General features: G+C 52.9%; 18 protein-coding genes. 2 read left to right on the top strand and 16 right to left on the bottom strand.

What is annotated here, in order from left to right; translation table 11 throughout:
• Positions 1-33: 33 nt before the first annotated feature.
• The 14 genes from HMPREF1323_RS05125 to HMPREF1323_RS05060 all read right to left on the bottom strand — a co-directional run bounded on the left by HMPREF1323_RS05125 (position 34) and on the right by HMPREF1323_RS05060 (position 16,609).
• On the bottom strand, positions 34-1,818 hold the full coding sequence (locus HMPREF1323_RS05125) for an aminopeptidase P family protein (RefSeq protein WP_009432944.1): 1,785 nt from the start codon (positions 1,816-1,818) through the stop codon (positions 34-36).
• Positions 1,819-1,852: 34 nt separating this feature from the next.
• Positions 1,853-3,397: a DUF4301 family protein gene (locus tag HMPREF1323_RS05120; protein WP_009751907.1), complete on the bottom strand. Its 1,545-nt coding sequence runs from the start codon at positions 3,395-3,397 to the stop codon at positions 1,853-1,855.
• A 26-nt stretch (positions 3,398-3,423) separates the two neighbouring features.
• Positions 3,424-3,756, bottom strand: a complete 333-nt coding sequence (locus HMPREF1323_RS05115; RefSeq protein WP_009433102.1) for a translation initiation factor — start codon at positions 3,754-3,756, stop codon at positions 3,424-3,426.
• A gap of 5 nt (positions 3,757-3,761) precedes the next feature.
• The gene (gene coaD, locus HMPREF1323_RS05110; protein WP_044124120.1) at positions 3,762-4,235 is read right to left on the bottom strand and encodes a pantetheine-phosphate adenylyltransferase; all 474 of its coding nucleotides are present in this window, start codon (positions 4,233-4,235) and stop codon (positions 3,762-3,764) included.
• A gap of 18 nt (positions 4,236-4,253) precedes the next feature.
• Positions 4,254-5,420 carry a M24 family metallopeptidase gene (locus tag HMPREF1323_RS05105; protein WP_009433056.1) on the bottom strand — a complete coding sequence of 389 codons (1,167 nt, stop codon included), beginning with the start codon at positions 5,418-5,420 and terminating at the stop codon, positions 4,254-4,256.
• 25 nt (positions 5,421-5,445) lie between these two features.
• A complete protein-coding gene (dnaB, locus tag HMPREF1323_RS05100; RefSeq protein WP_009433182.1) occupies positions 5,446-7,029 on the bottom strand; it encodes a replicative DNA helicase in 1,584 nt (527 codons plus the stop codon).
• 17 nt (positions 7,030-7,046) lie between these two features.
• Complete coding sequence (lepA, locus tag HMPREF1323_RS05095) at positions 7,047-8,834, bottom strand: translation elongation factor 4 (RefSeq protein WP_009433093.1); 1,788 nt, start codon at positions 8,832-8,834, stop codon at positions 7,047-7,049.
• A 611-nt stretch (positions 8,835-9,445) separates the two neighbouring features.
• Complete coding sequence (locus HMPREF1323_RS05090; protein ID WP_009433112.1) at positions 9,446-12,034, bottom strand: endonuclease MutS2; 2,589 nt, start codon at positions 12,032-12,034, stop codon at positions 9,446-9,448.
• Between the two features lie 76 nt (positions 12,035-12,110).
• On the bottom strand, positions 12,111-12,692 hold the full coding sequence (locus HMPREF1323_RS05085) for a flavin reductase family protein (protein ID WP_044124058.1): 582 nt from the start codon (positions 12,690-12,692) through the stop codon (positions 12,111-12,113).
• Complete coding sequence (locus HMPREF1323_RS05080) at positions 12,689-13,156, bottom strand: aspartate carbamoyltransferase regulatory subunit (RefSeq protein ID WP_044124056.1); 468 nt, start codon at positions 13,154-13,156, stop codon at positions 12,689-12,691. The genes HMPREF1323_RS05085 and HMPREF1323_RS05080 overlap by 4 nt, the downstream gene beginning before the upstream one ends.
• Positions 13,157-13,185: 29 nt before the next feature.
• Positions 13,186-14,100, bottom strand: coding sequence for an aspartate carbamoyltransferase (gene pyrB, locus HMPREF1323_RS05075; RefSeq protein ID WP_009433063.1), 915 nt, complete (start codon positions 14,098-14,100; stop codon positions 13,186-13,188).
• Between the two features lie 295 nt (positions 14,101-14,395).
• Complete coding sequence (locus HMPREF1323_RS05070) at positions 14,396-15,322, bottom strand: dihydroorotate dehydrogenase (RefSeq protein WP_009433123.1); 927 nt, start codon at positions 15,320-15,322, stop codon at positions 14,396-14,398.
• 2 nt (positions 15,323-15,324) lie between these two features.
• Positions 15,325-16,101 (bottom strand): dihydroorotate dehydrogenase electron transfer subunit, encoded by a 777-nt coding sequence (locus HMPREF1323_RS05065; RefSeq protein ID WP_009432950.1) that lies wholly within the window; start codon positions 16,099-16,101, stop codon positions 15,325-15,327.
• Positions 16,102-16,171: 70 nt separating this feature from the next.
• A complete protein-coding gene (locus tag HMPREF1323_RS05060) occupies positions 16,172-16,609 on the bottom strand; it encodes a helix-turn-helix domain-containing protein (RefSeq protein ID WP_044124055.1) in 438 nt (145 codons plus the stop codon).
• A 1,331-nt stretch (positions 16,610-17,940) separates the two neighbouring features.
• Here HMPREF1323_RS05060 and HMPREF1323_RS05055 point away from each other — a divergent pair.
• Both HMPREF1323_RS05055 and HMPREF1323_RS05050 read left to right on the top strand, forming a co-directional pair.
• Entirely contained in the window at positions 17,941-18,657 is a 717-nt protein-coding gene (locus HMPREF1323_RS05055) for a DUF4476 domain-containing protein (RefSeq protein WP_009432957.1), read from the top strand.
• Positions 18,658-18,772: 115 nt separating this feature from the next.
• Positions 18,773-20,197, top strand: a complete 1,425-nt coding sequence (locus HMPREF1323_RS05050) for a DUF4476 domain-containing protein (protein WP_009751922.1) — start codon at positions 18,773-18,775, stop codon at positions 20,195-20,197.
• Between the two features lie 100 nt (positions 20,198-20,297).
• Here the strand turns inward: HMPREF1323_RS05050 and HMPREF1323_RS05045 are convergent, their stop codons facing one another.
• Positions 20,298-20,792 (bottom strand): GNAT family acetyltransferase, encoded by a 495-nt coding sequence (locus tag HMPREF1323_RS05045; protein WP_009433074.1) that lies wholly within the window; start codon positions 20,790-20,792, stop codon positions 20,298-20,300.
• An 85-nt stretch (positions 20,793-20,877) separates the two neighbouring features.
• Positions 20,878-21,336 carry an ATP synthase subunit C gene (locus HMPREF1323_RS05040; protein ID WP_009432996.1) on the bottom strand — a complete coding sequence of 153 codons (459 nt, stop codon included), beginning with the start codon at positions 21,334-21,336 and terminating at the stop codon, positions 20,878-20,880.
• Positions 21,337-21,364: the final 28 nt, after the last annotated feature.

Genomic DNA, 21,364 nt, shown 5'->3' with positions numbered 1-21,364 from the left:
GACCTTAGGGGGATTTCTATTTAGCGCTCTTCTTTAGAGGGGGAGCGTCTTGGAGCGAAGCCAAGCTGCTTCGTCGCTGCTAAGTAGGGGAGCGATCGTCTGATAGACTCGTTCCTGATAAGCATCGTACCAAGCGATTTCTTCTGCTGTGAGGAGGTCCTTACGAACAAGCTGATTGTCAAGATAGCACAGAGTGACCGTCTCGAAGCCGAAGAAGCGACCAAACTCAGTCTCTTCACGTAGCTCGGTGATGACGAGATTCTCGATACGGATGCCATACTTACCCGAGCGGTAGAGCCCTGGCTCGTTGCTGGTGATCATACCGAGTTCAAGTGGCGTGGGGTTGACTTCCATGCGGATATTCTGTGGACCTTCGTGGACGTTGAGGAAGAAGCCTACACCATGCCCCGTACCATGCCCATAATTTAGGCCCTGCTGCCAGAGTGCATGGCGAGCGAGGATATCAAGCTGGCTACCACGCGTCCCTTCGAGGTACTGCACCAGAGCAAGCTGGATGTGGCCCTTCAAGACGAGCGTGTAGTCCGTACGTAGCTCTTCCGATGGAGCGCTGAGCGCTACCGTGCGCGTGATATCCGTAGTCCCATCGAGATATTGGCCGCCACTATCAAGAAGGAGCACACCCTCTGGACGTACTGTAGCAGCCGTGTCTTTCTGCGCGCTGTAGTGGACGATAGCACCATTGCCGAGGTAGCCACAGATCGTGCCGAAGCTGTCACCGTAGAACTTATCATCCTTAGCGCGGAACTCATTGAGACGGATACCCAGCTCGTACTCTGTATAAGTTTCACCACGTCCCAGAGCTTCCTCCAGCCACTTGAAGAAGCGGGTCAGAGAAGCGCCATCACGTGCCATGACCTTACGGAGGCAAGCGATCTCAGTCTCATTCTTGATAGCCTTGAGCTGAGTCAGAGCTGAGACTCCCTCGATCTTACGGCAGTACGCTGGGATCAGAGAATAGATGTGGTAGGTGATGCGCTTGGTATCGACCAAGAGGCGGACTTCAGAGGGGAGCGCTGCGATGAAGCTATCCAGTTCCGTATAGCCCTTAAGGGTCACACCATTGGCCGTGAGGTAAGAGCGAACTTCCTCTGGTACCTTAGCGGGGTCTACGAAGATGACTGCTTCCTTCTCGCCGATGTAGCCAAAGCCTACGGCTACGGGATTGAAGGAAACATCATTGCCTCGTACATTGAAGACCCACGCTAGCTCATCGATCATCGTGATGATCGTAGCATTGGCGCCCTGGGCACGGAGCTTACCACGGACTGCCTCGATGCGCTCCTTGGCACTAGCTCCTGAGTATTCCTCAGGGTGAAGGAAGAGTGGCTGATCGGGGAGAGCGGGACGGTCTGCCCAAACACGCTCGATAAGATCCTGCGTGAGACGATACTCGATACCGTAGACAGCGAGCTTACGCTCAGTGTCATCAGCTTCAGCGAAGGAGAGGCATGCGCCATCAGCTCCGACGACTGCACCAGCAGGAAGCTCAGCGGCGAGGAAGCCTTCGATAGTGGGGACACCAGGGACACCCATCTTGAAAAGCTCGATAGAAGAGTCCTTCAGCTGCTCGCCTGCCTGCAGGAAGTAGCGGGAGTCAGTCCATAGACCGGCCTTATCTAAGGTCACAACGACGGTGCCAGCAGAGCCATTGAAGCCGCTGATCCACGCACGACTCTTGAAACGATCAGGCGTGTATTCGCTGAGATGTGCGTCTGAAGAAGGGATGATGTAGGCCGAGAGACCTGCTGCCTTCATCTCCTTGCGGAGTAGCGCTAAGCGCTCGATGATTGTAGACATACGCTTATAGGTTTATGTGAGAAACAGGGTAGGGTTAGGCGGGATTCTGATGCTCTGTACGGAGGAGATCATTGACTTCCTTCACGGGATTGAAGGTATCGAGAGGTACTTCGACAAAGGCGGTATTCCAGTCATGCATAGCTCCATTCCATAGTCCAGGGAGCTCAAGAGCCAGGAGCTCACGACCGCTGAGGCTCTTATGTGAGATGAAGGCGGTCTTGGGATTGACAAACTTCGTCAAGTCAAATGGCTGCCCCTTATAGTCACGTATGGAGCAGACAAGGTCTACGGGATTGAAGTATCCTCCAGCCTCAAAGAAGGCACGTTGTCCAGCATCCTCCATATCGATCTGCGAGCTCTCAAGGATCTGCAGAGAACTGCTGCCGTCATGCTCACGGACGATGAAGGGGCCACCACCGGGCTCACCTTGGTTGCGCACCATACCGCAGACGCGTATGGGGCGATTGAGACGACCTTGGATCCATTTGATGGTACTACTATCCTCCTTATCCAAATCTTCAGGCACCGTAATGGATAATTGCCCCTCAAGAAAGCCGAGGATTTCCTCGATCTGTGCGTGTGATGGCTTGCCCTTTTCCAAGAGGGTGAGGTAGCTGAAGATCTGTCGTCTCAGTGCGATGAGTACGCCTCCGAGGAACTTCTTATACATGGTGGTTGTGCCCTTATAGGGATCGGGAACCACGTTGTCGATATTCTTGATGAAGACCACATCGGTAGGGAGCTTCCCAAGGTTATGGATCAAGGCACCATGCCCACCTGGGCGGAAGAGTAGGTGGCCTGTATCCGTACGAAAGAGCTCTCCATCAGGTGTCAATGCCAACGTGTCGGTAGAAGGGAGCTGTTCGCTGAAGCTGATATCATAGCGCACACCGTAGAGATCCTCATAGACAGGCTGGAGCGAGTGAACAAGAGCTTCAAAGTCTTTGCGGTGCTCGGGAGATACGGTGAAATGCAGGCGTACCATCCCCTCACGATCACGGGCATAGAGCGCTCCTTCGACGAGATGCTCCTCTGCCGAAGTACGCGGGGCTTCCTTATAGTTATGGAAGAGAAGTAGTGCCTTAGGTTTGCTACCATAGCCCAGCCCCTTAGGAAGTAGAAGGTTCTCTACAATAGTCTTATACTCCCCAGCTGCGATGAGCTTAGGGATGCTCTTCCAGTTATTACGGAGACAAGCTTCGTTGAGGCGCTCATAAAAAGCAAACTGATTGATGTGGCTGAAGAAGCGCTCTTCCTCAGGCTTCTCAGGAGCTGTATAAGGAGCTTCGAGAAAGTTGTAGAGCATCTTGAACATGCGTGAAGCAGCTCCTGATGCTGGCACCATCTTGTAGACCGAAGCCTTACCTGAGAGAAGATACTCTTCCCAGAGGTCCATATAGCGTGCTTCTTCACTGGCCTCTACGCGCAGGATACCCTGCTCAAGGGAAGCTGATGCCAAGATCTCCAAATAAGGGAATCCCTTGCGGATCTCCTCTACTTGATGAGCTGCCGCCTCAGGAGTAATGCCACGAGCTGAGAGTTCTTCGAGGTCTTGTGGGGTGAATAGTCCGTTGTCCATAGGTAGTAGTATGTGTAGTGTGTTAGTTACTTCGTCTTTGTATAGCCCAGAGAAGGAAGGATCGTGAGGAGCTTCTGTCGCTGATCTCCCTGGATGATGATCTCACCATCCTTGGCAGATCCACCGACACCACAGCGCTGACGCAGCGTTTTACCCAAGGCCTCAAGATCAGCTGAGCTACCTATAAAGCCTGTAATGAGCGTCACCTCCTTACCTCCACGCTGCTTCTTTGAGAGCGAGAGACGGAGGCGCTGCTCAGCGGCTGGTAGCGTCTCTGGTTCAGCTACCTCGGCTGTCGTGTATTCAAAGTCTGGGTTGGTGCTGTAGAGCACCCCCAAGCGATTCTTCCAGTCCGACATAGTTGCTATACCATGGGTGAGACATCAAGTGAGAAGCCTACGGGCAGGAAGGCTGACACATCCCCTCCATAGTGTAGGAGCTCACGTACAACAGTTGAGCTAATGTGTGTGAAGCGCTGAGAGGCTGGGAGAAGTACCGTCTCCATATCGGCAATGTGACGATTCAGGTCTGCCAGCGTACGCTCGTACTCCATATCCGTACTACTACGTACACCTCTAAGTAGCGCCCCGACCTGAAGCTCCTGAGCTAAAGATACAGTTAGTCCTGTGTAAGTCAAGACGCGCACACGAGGCTCATCTGCATAGTAGCGAGAGATCTGCAGCAGGCGCTCCTCTGCAGAGAAGAGGTTGCGCTTCGCATCGTTAGTCCCGATCCCCACGATGACTTCATCAAAGAGACATAGACCACGTGCCACGATGTCGGCGTGACCACGGGTAAAGGGATCAAAGGATCCTGCGTAGAGGGCAGTGCGTTTCATGTGCGTCATCGGGGAGGTCTATCGCTGTGTCAAATCGATGATTTCCTCAGGAGCAGGTGTGAGGTTCTCTATACCCGTCTCTGTAACAAGATAGGTATTCTCTATGCCAACAGCACCAACATGAGGGAGGACAAACTTGGGTTCAAAGGCGATGATCATACCTGGTTGCAAGGTATCCTTACTGCGCCCCATCAGTACGGGGAGCTCATTGATCTGTAGGCCCAAGCCATGACCAACGAACTGCGCTTGTAGCTCTGTCCCCATAAAGTAAGGCCCCGCACCAGCTTCCTCTACCATGCGCAGACTCTCATTGTAGAGATCGGCACACGACGTCCCAGGGGTTGCCTTCTGCATCACCTGACGATGGATCTCAAGGCTGAGCTCATGTAAGCGGTAGGCCTCATCTGATAGGCGGCCAATAGAATAGGTACGTGTCATGTCGGTGCAGTAGACCCCATAGTTCCCAGCCATGTCGACCATCACAGCTTGTCCCTCACGAAGGGGAGTACCATTAGAGCCTAAGGGGAGTGCCTGACTACCTGCTCCACCGAGAGCGAAGTCATAGGGGGAAGGAGCGCCTGCATTATCACCTGTAAGGAGGCTCCCCATATAGATCTCCATCGCTGAGCCGAAGCAGCGAAAGATACCAATAGATCCTCTACGACGCATCTCCCGCTCGATCTCGATCTGCAGATCTCGATCGGTCATCCCATCTCGGTAGAGAGAAGGGATCGTAGCATAGGTAGCGATATGATGACGCGCTCCCTCACGAATTTGCTCCAGCTCAAGTGGTGTCTTCACCATGCGAACCTCACGAAGGAGTGCCGTCGCATTATGTAGCTCAGCCTTAGGGAAGAGCTTACGCTGTCGCTGGATATCAGAGTAGCTCTGCTCATCGAGTTCTAAAGCCACCGAACGGAGGGCAGCAGTGTCTATATGCTCTGCGATCTGTTCGATTTTTCGCACATAGTGTACCGTGGCACTCTCTGGATGAAGCTGTGGACGGCGGATAAAGAACTGTGCTTCTCCCTCACGAGGGATGAAAGCAAGACCAGCGAATACCTCTCCGCAGACGTAGAGGAGGTTGACATTAGAGACCACAACGAGAGCCTCAATACCCTGACGCTGAAGAAGCGACTGGAGCTTAGCTACACGAAGACGATAGTCTGGCTGGAGAAATTCCATTGTGTATCGGAGAATAGAGGGCTAATTAAAATGGGGTTTCATTGGATGGGAGTGGTCCGCTCATAGGGTCAAAGCCTGCATCAAATCCAGAGCCTGAGGGTGCAAGGGGATCAGCTGAAGCATCGGCTCCACGGGTACCTCTACCGAGGCGTCCACCACGAGCATGCTTCTCATCAGCACCCAGCTGGGAGAGTTCGCCCTTCGGAGCAAAGCGAGCATAGTCCGCCTTGAAGGCTAGACGCACATCACCGACAGGACCATTACGGTGCTTGGCGATGATAAACTCACCTACCCCACGCAGGTCCTCCCCTGTCTCTGGATCGCTGTAGATCTTGTAGTACTCAGGGCGATGAATGAAGCATACGATGTCGGCATCCTGCTCGATAGCACCTGACTCACGAAGGTCTGAGAGCTGTGGACGCTTGCTATTGGCATCACCTCCCTGCAGACGATTCTCTACGCCACGGTTGAGCTGCGAAAGGGCGATGATGGGGATGTTCAGTTCCTTGGCCAGCATCTTCAGCGAACGTGAGATGGTACTGACCTCCTGCTCACGGTTGCCGAAGCTCATACCACTGGCATTCATCAGCTGGAGGTAGTCAATGATGATGATCTTGACCTGATGCTCACGGACAAGGCGACGCGCCTTGGTACGTAGCTCAAAGACCGAGAGTGATGGGGTATCATTGATGTAGAGTGGGGCGCCCTCAAGCGTACCGATACGGTTGTTGAGGCGTGTCCACTCTTCTTCATTGAGGCGACCACTCTTGATCTTCTGCCCATCGATCTCACAGACGTTGGAGAGGAAACGCTTGACGAGCTGTACGGCACTCATTTCGAGGTTGAAGAGCGCGACAGGTATCTTGTTATCAACTGCCATATACTTTGCCATAGATACGACGAAGGCCGTCTTACCCATAGCTGGACGGGCAGCGATAATGATAAGGTCAGAGTTCTGCCAGCCTGAAGTCATCTGGTCAATGTCTCCAAAACCAGTCGTCAACCCGCTGATCCCTTCCTCTCGGTTTGCCGCTATCTGCATTTCGTTGATAGCACCCTTGACGAGGGGATTGATAGGTACGAAGTCGCGAGTCGAATTCTGCTGAGCGATCTCGAAGAGCGAGCCTTCCGCCTGCTGGATCTGCTCCTGCACATCGATAACATCCTCATAGGCACCTTTAAGCGTAGAGGTTGCCATACCGATGAGGCGGCGACTGAGCGCCTTGTTGTAGAGCACCTCAGCGTGAGCCTCCAGGCTACCTGTAGACATCACCTTGGTTGTCAGACCTGCGATGTAGGCTGCATCACCGATCTCCTCGAGGACGCCCATACGACGTAGTTCCTCGGTTACGGTGAGCATATCGATGGGCTGCTGAGCCATAGCCAGCGTCACCATCGCAGTATAGATCAGCTCGTGAGCCTTGACGTAGAAGGTCTCAGGGCGGAGCTTCTCACTGACACGCGCATAGGCATCCTTCTCAAGGAGGATTGCTCCGAGGACAGCCTCTTCGAAGTCTGGAGCCTGAGGTGGGATGCGCCCATCCAGCTCCATCGGTACGACGAGGTTGGGCTTCTTGCTGCTACGCTTCTTTGCCGTTTCTGTGGCCATGGTTGTCTGTGATTGGCTTAGTCAAGCTTGAGGACTGCGAGGAAGGCCTTCTGAGGCACCTCGACCGTACCGATCTGCTTCATGCGCTTCTTACCCTCCTTCTGCTTCTCTAGGAGCTTACGCTTACGAGAGACGTCACCACCATAGCACTTAGCAGTCACGTCCTTACGCACAGCCTTGATGGTCTCACGAGCGATGACCTTAGCGCCGATAGCAGCCTGGATAGCGATGTCGAACTGCTGACGTGGGATGAGCTCCTTGAGCTTCTCACACATGCGGCGTCCGAAAGCTACGCTGTTATCGACGTGAGTCAGTGTCGAGAGAGCGTCCACAGGGTCTCCATTGAGTAGGATATCAAGCTTGGCGAGCTTCGAGGGACGGAAGTCGCTGATGTGGTAGTCGAAGGAAGCATAGCCCTTCGATACGCTCTTCAGCTTGTCGTAGAAGTCGATGACGATCTCACCCAAGGGCAGGTCAAAGAAGATCTCGATACGGTCGCCCGAGATGTACTCCTGCTTGATGAGCTGCCCACGCTTACCGAGGCAGAGCGTCATGATAGGCCCGATGTAGGCGGTATTTGTGATGACCGATGCACGGATATAGGGCTCCTCGATGTGGTCAATCGTCGTGATGTCGGGAAGCCCCGAGGGGTTATGTACCTCCTTGCAGACTCCCTTCTTGTCGTAGACCTTGTAGGATACGTTGGGGACGGTCGTGATGACGTTCATACCGAACTCTCGGTCGAGTCGCTCCTGAATGATCTCCATATGCAGGAGCCCAAGGAAGCCGCAACGGAAGCCGAAGCCAAGAGCGATGGAGCTCTCTGGCTGGAAGGTCAGCGAAGCATCATTCAGCTGGAGCTTCTCCAGGGAAGCACGGAGGTTCTCAAAGTCTTCGCTCTCGATAGGGTAGAGCCCTGCGAAGACCATAGGCTTCACTTCCTCGAAGCCAGCGATAGCTTCCGAAGCGCCGCCATCGACATGCGTGATGGTATCCCCGACCTTAACCTCGCGGCTCGTCTTGATACCCGAGATGATATAGCCGACGTCCCCCGTAGAGACCTCCTTGCGTGGCTCCATATCGAGGCGCAGTACGCCGACTTCATCAGCGTCATACTCCTTGCCCGTAGCGATGAACTTCACGTGGTCACCCTTACGGATCTTACCATTCACCACCTTAAAGTAAGCGATGATACCGCGGAAGGGGTTGAAGACAGAGTCGAAGATCAAGCACTGCAGCGGTCCTTCGGGATCGCCCTTAGGAGCAGGGATACGCTCGACGATCGCACGGAGGATGTCATCGACCCCCAAGCCCGTCTTACCGCTGGCCCGGATGATCTCCTCACGCTTGCAGCCAAGGAGCTCGATGATCTGATCCTCGACCTCTTCGGGCATAGCGCTTGGCAGGTCGACCTTATTGATGATAGGTATGATCTCGAGGTCATGCTCGAGAGCCATATAGAGATTAGAAATCGTCTGTGCCTGAATACCCTGAGCTGCGTCGACGATAAGCAGTGCGCCTTCGCATGCAGCGATGGAGCGGGAGACTTCGTAGGAGAAGTCCACGTGCCCTGGGGTATCAATCAGATTGAGTACGTAGTCCTCACCATCGAGCTTGTAGTTCATCTGGATGGCGTGGCTCTTAATGGTGATCCCGCGCTCGCGCTCGAGATCCATATTATCGAGTACCTGCTCCTGAAGGTCCTTCCCAGAGACGGTCTGTGTCGTCTCCAGCAGGCGGTCAGCCAGGGTACTCTTCCCATGGTCGATATGGGCTATAATGCAAAAGTTACGTATATGCTTCATCTTGATTACAAAGATACTACTAAGACGGGGAAATAGCCCCATACTTAGGCACATCCACAGAGCTTCCACGGCAAAATCCCCAAGTGACCTCCTACGGGGCTCCTGAGAACTCTTGCCGAAAGGGGAATTTTTCCACAAATCGCAACTCACAGCACAAAGGCTCAGAGGAGCTAACTCTCAAACGAGACTGTTGTCTTAGAGTCCTGCCCGCTATTTAGAGTGCCAAGGCATCGCACGCCCAGCTCCCCGATATGCCTCTCCAAAGAGGTCAAGCAAGCCCTTCGCCCTATCGCGAGTATTCCTCTTTATTCAGCGGAGAGAAAAGTGCCCTTCTCATAAAGAAAAAAGTGCCTTCACGTAGTGGATTTTCTCTATCTATGTACGTAGTCTTAAAGACCAGGCACGTCAGTCCAAATATCCACGTATGTAGACATTAGAGCCACGTACGTAGTCCAAACTTATCTGCCACTCGTCGCAGCTTTTATCCCTACGCGGAGCAACAACCTAATCGTTCCGAGCAGCAAACGTATACGTATTATGACAAGACCGAATACCAGCCATTTCAGCCAGCATTCGGTCTTGCACAAAAGGGAGAAGGGTAGGGATCCGAACTATTCCATTTCTACGACCGTGATCCCTGCTCCTCCGAAGCGAACATCCTCATCGTGGAAGTGCTGGACGCCTCGTACACCGCTCAGATACGTGCGAATAGACTCACGAAGAGCACCCGTACCCGTCCCGTGTAGGATGCGTACACTGCTCACACCGAGCTGGAGTGCTTCGTCGACGAAGTAAGCCACAGCATCGACAGCCTCATTGGCACGGAACCCTCTGACGTCGATCTCTTGGCGGAAGGTGAGGCGCTTCTGATGGATCTGATCAATGATCCCCGAGGAGCGAACGGCCTGAGTGGGCGAAATCTTCTTGCGATGGCGCTCCGCTTCGGCAGGGGAGACCGCATGAAGGCGCTTAACGGGAATGGTGGTCTTCAGCTCTCCAAGAGCCACCGTTGCCTCACGTCCCGAGAGGGAGATGATCGTACCAAGAGCTTTCTGTCCCTCGATACGCACGACACTGCCTTCGGTGAGTGGTGCGGTGGGTAGGGGAGTGGCGGAAGAAGGAGCTTCCTCAGAGGGCTGATGGGGCTTAGGTAGGGGTTCCTTCCCCTTGGCCTTGCGATCGGCATGGCGCTGACGGCGTGCAAGGAGACGCTCTACCTCACGCTGCGTCTTCTTAGCCCGTGCCAGAGCCTCGGCTTCCTCTTCTGCCGAGAGCCCTTCCTTATAATCAGCGAGGCGCTGACGAATGATACGCGTCTCATCCTTAGCAGCTTCGGCCTCACGGATCTCACGGATCGTGCGCTCAATCTGTCCGCCCGCCTCCTGGATAAGGCGCTGGGCTTCCTTCTTTGCTTCGGCGATGATACGCTTACGCTCCTCAGCGATGCACGTCATCTCCTCGGTGTACTTGCTCGAAGCCTCTTGGAGGAGCTTCTCTTCCTGACGGATGCTCTGACGCTTGCTTTCCCAGTAGCGCTTGTCACGTATGACGTCTTGCAGGTACTTGTCCATGTCGATGTAGTCTGCACCGACCGTCTCGCGGACTTCGCTGATGACCTCCTCGGGCAGACCGATCTTGCGGGCAATCTCAATGGCAAAGGAGCTACCAGGACGACCGATAGAGAGGCGGAAGAGCGGGCGCATCTCATGGCGGTCATAGAGCATCGCCCCATTGATAAGGCCAGCATGCTCCTCGGCATAAGTCTTGAGGTTCTGATAGTGCGTGGTGATGACACCGAAGGCGCCAGCATCATTGAAGCGATGTAGGAGGGCTTGTGCAATAGCCCCACCGATCGTAGGCTCCGTACCGCCACCAAATTCGTCGATGAGCAGCAGGCTTCGTGCTCCGCCCTCACGGACGAAGTGCTTCATGTTGCGCAGGTGCGAACTGTAGGTACTCAAGTCATCTTCTATGGACTGCTCATCCCCGATGTCGATGTAGAGACGGTCAAAGATACCAACCGAAGAGTGATCAGCCATAGGGACAGGTACGCCGCACTGTACGAGGTACTGCAGAAGACCTACCGTCTTGAGGCAAACGGACTTCCCCCCAGCATTAGGCCCTGATATCAGGAGGATACGAGCTTCGGGTGCTACCAGCCGGATATCCAAGGGCACGACATTACGTCCTTGAGCACGCAGCGAACGTAGGAGAAGCGGGTGCTTTGCTCCCCACCATTCGACAATCGGGCTGTCCGAGATGCGAGGACAGATACCGCCTATATCAGCCGCCCAGCGAGCCTTAGCACGGACAAAGTCATAGTGCGCAAGGAGGCTATAGGAGGTGAGGAGGTGAGGGATGTTGGGACGAAGACGGCTGGCCACTTCGGTGAGGATGCGGATAACCTCACGGCGCTCCTCACTCTCCAGCTCTCGGATATGATTGTTGGCTTCGACCAACTCAACAGGCTCGACATAGACCGTCTTCCCCGTCGCTGACTCGTCGTGGATGATACCACGGAGCTTGCGCTTGTGCATGGGACTCATGGGGATTACCAAGCGGCCATCACGCAGGGCAGGCTGTACGTCTTGCTCCACCCATCCCTCATGACGTGCCGTCGAGAGGATGCGCTGTAGCATACCCGAGAGGCTACGCTCTGTCTCACGAATAGTCTGACGGATGCGCAGAAGATCACGCGAAGCATTGTCTCGAAGCTTGCCTTCCTCGGTGAGCAGGGAGCGAAGGTGAGTCTCAATCTTAGGGAAGGAAGGCGTATCCTCAAGCAGCGAGGCAAGGCGGGGATATGTATAGGAGAAGGTCTCCACCGCACGCTCGCCCGTCGTATGCTCCTCGAGGAAGAAGTGCTGGAGGCTATGTAGCGTCTCCAGCATGCGCAGTAGGTCAAGGAGTTCCTCCTCTTCGATGAATGTACCCTGAGGACGGATGCGACGCAGTACGTCACGGCAGTCCACAAGTGCCAAGGAGGGTAGAGGGGATTCACCCGCCATGATGGTGATCATCTCACGAGTCTCATCCAGCGCCCTTACGATCTCTTCTTTATCTGCAGAGGCTTCAAGTGCCTGCATCTCTTCTCTTCCCAGAGAGGATGCACAGTATTCCTCCAGCAGGTGTCTGACCTCACTATAGCCGATCTTCTCAGAGAAGTTATGCGGGTAGACGTCTAATCTATTTATCTCCATGTAGTGTCCCAAAGATAGGGGACAGGTCGGCAGTGCGATCTACCCCCATAGTTGGTTGTATTGCTCTATTATTTAGTTAGCGTCGCTTGGTCTTCTTCTTACGTACGGACCAGCCGAAGTGGCCTATATATTCGCCCAAGCCAAAGTACTCGCCGTGGGCATAGACCAAGAGACCTGCGCGCTTCATATCAAAGGCTCCCGTCTCAGGATCAATGTACTGCTCGTCAGCTCGTACCCCGACGATATCCGCGAGGAAGAGATCATGACTCCCGAGAGAGGTAATCTCGCGCACACGGCACTCCAAGCTAATGGGTGACTCTTCGATAAGTGGCACTCCCAGCACTGTGCCTGCTTCCTTCGTGAAGCCACAGGCAGCGAACTTATCTTCGCGCCTTCCCGATACGACACCACACCAGTCCGTCTCTCGGGCCATCGACACCGTAGAGAGGTTGATACCAAAGGCACCTTGCTCCTTGATGATGCTGTGTGAGTGACGCTCTGGGCGTATCCCGACGACACACATCGGGGGATTGGTACATGCCGTACTAACCCATGAGGCGGTCAGGATATTAGCTCCGCCATACTCCATCGTGCCACAGCTGATGAGGACAGCGGGTAGGGGGTAGATAAGTGTTCCGGGCTTCCAATCTACTCTCATAGTAGCTCGACCTCCTCAGCACGCGTCTTTCGTCCACAGTAGTGACACTCTAAGAGGCACTTCTGATCTGAGTCCTCCTCGGTAGACACATGGAAGCGCGTCTGCATGGGCTCAGCGTTGGTGATGCACTTGGGGTTGGGGCAACGTACTAAACCCTTGACTTCGCTGGGAAGAGCTACCTGTCGCTTCTCCGTGACCTGGTAGTCACGGATGACATTGAGATGAACCTCGGGGGCGAGTAGGGCGATCTTGTCGATCTCTTGGGAGGAGACGAAGTGGTCAGCCATCTTGATGATCCCCTTACGCTTATGACGAGCACTCATGAGGTTATTACCAATCGTCACAGGAGTCGTCAGCGTGTCAAGACGTAGAAGTGCCACGATCTTGAAGAGCTTCTCTGCGGGTATGTGGTCTAAGACAATCCCATCACGGATCGCCTCGACGAGCATCTTGTCTTTGTTCATAGCTTATCTAAATAGGAGGCGTGGGAAGGTTAGTCATTGACCTCAAGGCCGAGGACTTCGCAGAGGATGGACTGACGGACATACAGGCCACCTTGTGCTTGCTCTACATAGTAAGCGTAGGGCGTGTCGTCCACATCTTGAGCGATCTCGCCGACACGAGGTAGGGGATGGAGGATGCGCAGGTGTTCTCGACAACCCTCCAGCATAGAGGCGGTAAGGACATACACGTTCTTCACACGCTCATATTCCTCAAGGTCAATGAAGCGCTCTCGCTGTACGCGTGTCATATAGAGGACGTCAACACTTCGGATAACCTCAGGTGTGAAGTCCGTCGTCTCTGTAAATGGAATACCTGCACAGCGACAGAAGTCCTTGCACTCCTCGGGCATCATAAGCTCTGGGGGAGAGACAAAGATGAAGCGAGGGCGGAAGGGTGCCATACCTACAATGAGCGAATGCACGGTACGGCCATACTTCAGGTCACCAACCAATGCAATGGTCTTATCGTAGAGAGTGCCCTGCGTCTTGCGTATCGCATAGAGGTCCAGCAGAGTCTGTGAGGGATGCTGGTTGGCTCCATCTCCAGCATTGACGATGGGTGCACGTCCAAGCTCTGAGGCATAGAGTGCAGCTCCTTCAAGGTAGTGACGCATCACGATGGCATCAGCATAGTTGCCGACCATAGAGATGGTATCCTTGAGGGATTCGCCCTTAGCCGAGCTGGAAGTCGCTGCATCAGAGAAGCCGATGACACGGCCTCCAAGGCGATTTACAGCGGTCTCGAAGCTTAGTCTGGTACGGGTAGAGGGCTCAAAAAAAAGGGTTGCGATGACACGCCCCTCAAGAAGCTTGCGATTGGGATTCTGCTCAAAGAGAGCTGCTCGATCAAGGAGCCGAAGGATATCCTCTGTGGAGAGTTGGTTGATCGATACTAAGTGCTTCATAACTCTGTCGTATAGTCCATGGTGCTAATCCTGATATGTCTTAGCACCATACAAAGATACTCAGATTATGAAGAAGCCTGCTCATGCTATGCTTGGAAGAGAGTAGAGACCTCCTTCATGGAGCTTTCCTCACAGAATAACCTCCCGTCCCAAACAAACTAAACATAACACATGGACTGGTGGTCGCGAGGAAATTCTACGGAGTAGCTTGAAACTTGGCCCGGGCTTAACTGATATACTATACCTTATATATAGAGGGAAATCCCTCTAAGTTGGCCGTATCCAAAAAGCGAGCTTATGACTTCTTGGGGATCTGCAAGGCACCGATAAGATCCTGAATATCCGTGAAGCCATGACGGTGCATGTAGTCCTCGATGCCATCGACGATCTGAGTGGTCACGGAAGGATCCACAAAGTTGTACGTACCGACTTCAACAGCTGAGGCCCCTGCAAGTAGGAATTCAATCGCATCCGTAGCCGAGGCAATGCCCCCCATACCGATGATGGGAACCTTCACCACCTGAGCCGTCTGCCAGACCATGCGCAGGGCTATGGGCTTCACCGCGGGGCCAGAGAGTCCGCCCGTAATAGTCGAAAGTACAGGACGACGCTTCTCTGCGTTGATGGCCATCCCCAGGAGCGTGTTGATCATTGAGATCGAGTCAGCCCCTTCGGCTTCGACTGCTCGTGCGATCTCCGTAATGTCGGTGACATTGGGCGACAGCTTCACGATGAGCGTCTTGTCATATACCGCACGCACCGCACGAACGACAGAGGCTGCACCGGCACACGTCACACCAAAGGCCATCCCCCCCTCCTTCACATTGGGGCATGATATATTGAGCTCAATAGCAGGTATCCCCTCCAGGGCGTTGATCTTCTCAGCAGTCTCGATATAGTCCTCGACCTGCGAGCCGCTAACATTGACGATCATCGCTGTGTCATAGCCAGATATCGTGGGATAGATATGCTCGCAGAAGTAGTCTACCCCTTTGTTCTGAAGTCCGACGGCATTGAGCATCCCCGAAGGAGTCTCTGCCATGCGGGGATAAGGGTTTCCCTGACGAGGATGTAGCGTCGTTCCCTTGACGAGTACCCCACCAAGGCGGTTGAGGTCGATGAAATCGCCGTACTCGAGCCCATAACCAAAGGTCCCAGAGGCGGTCATCACGGGGTTCTTAATCGTGAGCCCACGGCCGATATGTACTTGAGTCTTGAGCATGATTAGTCTTTCTTGACGAGCTTAGAATTAAAGACGGGACCTTCGGTGCACACACAAGTATTGCCCTTCCCTTCGAGATCTTCGACACAGCAGAGGCAAGCTCCTATACCGCATGCCATACTATTCTCCAGTGAGACTTCGCAGTCAATACCGCGCGCCTCAGCCACCTTTGCCACGGCTATCATCATGACCTTAGGGCCACAAGTAAAGACGCGGTCGAACGAGCCATCTTGAAGGATCGGATGATCCGTCACGCGACCCTCGACTCCCAGCTCGCCGTTGTCTGTCGTATAGTAGACATCGCCAAGAGCCGCAAACTCCTCACGGAGTACAATGTGTCCTGCGGTACGTCCTCCAAGAAGAATCGTAGGACGGACACCTCGCTCAGCGAAGGTACGAGCCAAGAAGAGCATAGGAGCTATACCGACACCGCCACCGACCAGCAGTGGACGCTCGACGCCCTCTACACTAAAAGTATTGCCCAGCGGAATAAGCAGATCCAGCTCTGTGCCGTCTGCAAGCCCTGTAAGGATTGATGTCCCTTGCCCAACTCGCCCGATAAGTAGCCAAAGCTCGCGGCGCTCAGGATACACATTACATATAGATATAGGACGACGCAGAAGGACGAAGCCCCCTGGGACCGCAACTTGGACGAACTGCCCAGCTGCCATAGCAGGGAAGGTGCCTGCGGCCTCGGGAAGTTGCAGCTTCAGCAGGTAATTACCCGCACCCAGAGCCTGAGTGGAGAGCAGCGTAAACCGAAGAGAATACTTTTTCATAGAGTGAGATACCGTGACTTAGATGCACAAAGATACGCAGAATCCTGTGCCCTACAGCTGTGCCCCACAGCTACTCCTCGGTGTCTTTGAAAGTCGCGAAACTATTGTCGTCGTAGAAGACAGTTATATGGGCAATTCCCTTCTCTCTACGCTCTCGCACTTCAGCCTTTAGGCGTGCTATCTCCTCTGCTTGAGCTTGAAGTATCGCGCGAAGGGTCTCTTTTTCCTCCCCCTTCACTCCCGTAGAAGCAAAGAGGTCCCGTCCCGAATCATTTGACACACCAGACACCCCAAAGACAAACTCCTCGGGACTCATAATGTCGGAGAAGTGATCAACGATCTTGTTTATTGTCGCCACATTGATCTGTTGCTTCTCATTGAGGTTGAGGGATAGCGTCGCAGGAGCAATTCCAGCCTTCATCGCAAAGTCTCTTGATGTAAGCCCGCTCCTATCAACGACCTCTTTAAGGCGTTTTGTTATGGCTGATAGGTCTATATACTCTGACATAATGACCGCTTGAATTATAATTTTAAATTACAAAACAAAGATAGTGATTTAAATTCAATCGTATGAATATCGCACGTTTTGGATTCAAAACCTTTCAGGCAAACCCAGCTTCATATCCTCAAAATCATGACCATCCTACGCCCAAAACAGCTATAAGCTTTGCTTTACAGAATAATACCAATCAGCTCTTTTACAGGTAGATATAATTACTAAAACAAAGTGTAATGGAGACAAAACATGGGCTATCCTCTCTATACCTACACCTACAACTTCACACATCAACATATAATCATTTGATTATTAGCACATAGGCGCACACAGCGCAAAGAGCAGCAGCAATCCGCTTTGCTTTCATGAAATACTAATTTGAATATCTGTAGCACCCCCCTACTCATCCCGCGAATTCGTATTTATAAATTAAAATCGAAGAGGGAATTCAACGTGTAGGCTTATCCGTACGAAGTGAATTTACACGCGCAAACATGGTGACATATTGACACCACCAAAATTCGTGCGCAGAGGCATGATCAAGGGGATGGTAAAGGCTGGGTATCATGGGAAGGAAGATCGCGGCTTAGAGGGCTTTTATGGAATTGGCGATTCATATCCAAAGAAACTTTGCTAGGTAAAGCATCCAAATGAGACTGTTGCTGAGAGTCCGGCCCTCTATTTAGAGAGGCTAAAGCATCACACGCCCAGCTCACACCGATATGCCTCTCCGAAGGGATACGCAAGCCCTTCGCATTATCGCGCGCATTCTTCTTATCCAGCGGAGGGAAAAGTGTCCTTCTCGTGAAGGGAAAAGCGCCTTCTCGTAGTGGTTTTCCTCTGTCTACGTACATAGTCTTAAAGACCAGGCACGTCAGTCCAAATATCCACGTAGGTAGATATTAGAGCCACGTACGTAGCCCAAACTTATCTGCTACTCGTCCATAATTTCTATCCCGACGCAGAGAAACAACCTAATAGAGGTCACGTCACAAAGCTATACGGAATCAGTCCAAAGCTATATAGCTTTCTTCGCCATCCTACATCCTATATAGCTCTACCCACGCACCCATATACCTATATATGGACCATTGCGCAAGACCACCTCTTCATTACTCGCACCTCCGTCCCTCGAAAATCGGAGGCGTTAGGCTGAGAAGTTCGAAGGGGGAATACGTGAAAAAGCAGCATTCACATCACCATAGACTTAACTTTTTAACATAGAACCATCCAAAGTATAGGATATTTGGTAAAGATGATTTAACTTTAGCGACAGATAGAGCACCCTTCGACAGAGGGATCTGCTCATATTTGATGTTTCACCTATATATATTGTATAGCGTATGAAGAAGATCATTGCATTGCTCGGCGCAGCATCACTTCTCACCCTCAGTTCATGTGACTTGGCTATGCTGGGTGAAGGAACTATGGGACGCCGTGATACACAGCGCATTGAGCGTGGCATGAGCCAAGAGCAAGTATATTCGCTCATGGGACGCCCCACTTACCGTCGATTCGGAGACAACGGCATCGAAGAATGGGAATATCATAAGTCAGGCCTCTTCGAAAAGCGAATCACTGTCATCAGCTTTTCCTCTGGGCGTGTCGTACGTATGAATACATACAATGGAGACTACAACGACTCCGATCGTGGACGCTATCCGAACCAACGGGGGAACTATCCCTACGGCAATGGTGATTATGGAGGCTACGGTGGCAATGGCGGCTATGGTGGATACGGAGACTATGATGACTATGGAGACTATCGCAGTGACCGCCAGAATGATCAGTGGTTTAGTCAGGTCTATCGCGAGGTCCAGCACAAGACATTCACGGATGACAAGATCCGATATATCCGTGATGTAGCCCGTAGGAACCGATTCACGACGCAGCAGACGATCAAGCTACTCCGTCTCTTCAGCTTCGATGAAGAGAAGCTCAAGGTCTTGGCTTGTGTAGCCTCTGGACTACGTGACCCGCGGAACTCCTATCGTATCGTTGATCAGTTCTCCTTCTCCAGTTCTCAGCAGGAGGCGCGTCGCCTCTTAGGGATTATTTGATGAGCCTATCTTGAGAGCTTCGCCTCTCTTACCCACGAGGAGCCTCCTCTTCAAGGGCTACCCCCATAGAGGAGGCTCCTCGCATATATACCGACACATCCACACATCATACACTATGAAGACCATTACAAGCCTCGCCGCGACTGTCGGCATCGTCATCACCATCAGCTCTTGTGGCCTCGGCAAAATACGCCAAGGAGTCAATAAGATCGAGCGTGGGATGACTAAGGAGCAAGTGACCTCACTCTTAGGTGCACCTCTCAATCGCAGTATCCAAGCCGATCAATCTGAGCTTTGGGAATACCGCTTCTCTGACTTCCCGGGCAATACAATCACGGCACATGTGACATTTGTCAATGATCGCGTGAGTCAGTTTGACAGCAAGGAGAATGCTCCTTCCCCTGCGAAGACTACCCCTTATCCAGAGACAGCGCCCGTCATCATTGCGTCCCCTCATCCTCAGCAATCCTATCCGTATCCCAGCGATAGGCAGTACCCCGACCCAGGGTACTATCCTGGACGAGGCTATAGCGACCCCTACGGAGAAGATGCTCGTGCCTTTGAGGTATTCTATCACGATGTACAAGAGCTAATCTTCACGGGAGATCAGATCCGCTTCATTGAAGAGGTCGCCCGACGAAGCTACTTCACTACAGAGCAAGCAGCACGCCTTATCAATCTATTCTCTGACACACAGCAGCGACTCAATGTCCTACGCACCTTGGCTCCTCGCTTACGAGACGGGTACAACTCCCCCTATCTACTCGATCTCTTCCGCTACGGAGGGCGTGAGCGAGCAGAGCGCATCCTTCGACAGTTCGCTCCAGTTATTCCTCGCCAGTATGACCCACGCTATGGGGGGCAGGTACCTCGAGAAGAGGACTTCGAAGAGTTCCTACGAGGGATCAATCGACTATCATTCCCGAAGGATCAGATCCGCTATGTACAAGATGCTGCGCGCTTCAATACCTTTACGGTACGCCAGACAGAGCGTATTCTGAAGCAGTTTAACTGGGATGAAGAGCGCTTACAGGTCCTCGAGGGCATAGCTCCACACCTACGTGACGGGTACAACGCCTACCGACTCATCGAATGCTTTGACTTCCTGGATGCGCAAGAGAAGGCACGACGTCTTCTCGGTCTCTCACAGAGTGGACGCTACCGAGGTTACCTCAGCTCATCTCGCAGTACAAGCAATGAGGATTATGGTGCAGGTATACTCGAGCGCATGCAGCAGAATCAGGATGCCATCATGGATAAGATGACGTGGTATCAGCCTCTGCACACTAAGCTGAGCTTGACCTACGAGCAGGGAGAGCGAATTCGCATCCTTCGCTCGGAGCTTACTGGTCACAAGATCAGTATAGAGCAAGGCGTCGAGCTTCTCTCGCGCTACTTCTCTGGGGATGAACTACGACTACAGGCGCTGGAGCTTATCGCTCCCCAACTCAATGAGAGCGAAGCCTCCCGAGCCCGCTTCTTGGATCTCTTCACTTATGCTGAAGCTAAGTCGCGTGCCAGCTATCTTCTAAGGCTATAAGGGAGCTACCCCATTCCCTAAAGTAAAGAAGCCTGCCTCACGATAGAATTCGTGAGGCAGGCTTCTTTATTTCAAAACCATCTAACGTAGAAGATGCGACCTATCCTTTAAGCGACTTCTGATAAGCTATACGCGGGCTACCGTCAGCTACATATATCGTTCCACAAGGGACGAAGCTCTCCGCCACGAGAAGCTGACGCATAGGAGCATTGTCTTCATGGGTATCAACTCTGATCTCAGAGCAATGCTTAGAAGCAAATGCAAGGCATTCACGAAAGAGGCCTCGCACACGTCCATCGGAGGCTAAGCGATGGATGACGCCATAGGGGTTATCATTGAGCCATCGTCCTTCGATATGCTGATAGCTTGGCTCCTCTTCGACAGCAAAGTAAAAGGTGCCGACGAGCCCCGCATACTCGGGAGCCACACAGACATAGCTATGACCACGAGCAATATCCGAGCTTAGCTGTTCAGCCGAAGGATACCCCTCAGGCCACTGAGAGGGATTGCCATGCTCAGTCATGAAGGCTCGCGCCACTGCGATAAGACGCAGTATCTCGGGCAGGTCCTCGGGAGTACTCTGACGTATCACCATAGTATAGCGATAAAAAGACCTCAGGGCTACCCCACAGCGAAGTCGGGTAGCCCTGAGGCAGATATTATAGTGCGATTTCGTTCCCTTAGAAGGAGCCTACGATGAGGATCGTCACCAGAAGGGCAAGGATCGCGTAAAGCTCAGGGAAGACGGCCATGACCATCGTAGCGCTGAAGACGTTCTCACCATTCCCAATAGCCTGGATCCCGTTAGCACAGACCTGAGCCTGACGGATCGCAGAGTAAGCACCTACGATACCGAGGATGATCCCAGCAGCGAGGATAGCCCAAGCGGCATAGATCGATACAGGGCCAGCAGCGACGAGCTTGTCGAGAGCAGCCTTAGCCATGAAGAAGCCTACGAAGCCGTACAGCCCCTGAGAGCTAGGGAGTGCGGAGAGCCCGATATACTGCCCGAGGGCATCTGGGTTCTTCTTCATCGCGCCGACAGCAGCGTTACCGCAGATCGTCACACCGATGCTACTACCGATACCCGTCAGACCAACCATCAGCACAATGCCGAGGAAAGATAACATCTCATTCATAATCGTTACTTGTGTTTAAGAGAATATT

Source organism: Porphyromonas sp. oral taxon 279 str. F0450, from assembly GCF_000292995.1.
Lineage (GTDB): Bacteria > Bacteroidota > Bacteroidia > Bacteroidales > Porphyromonadaceae > Porphyromonas > Porphyromonas pasteri.
The sequence above is the reverse complement of the archived record's forward strand: the minus strand, read 5'-3'. Positions and strand labels throughout refer to the sequence as shown.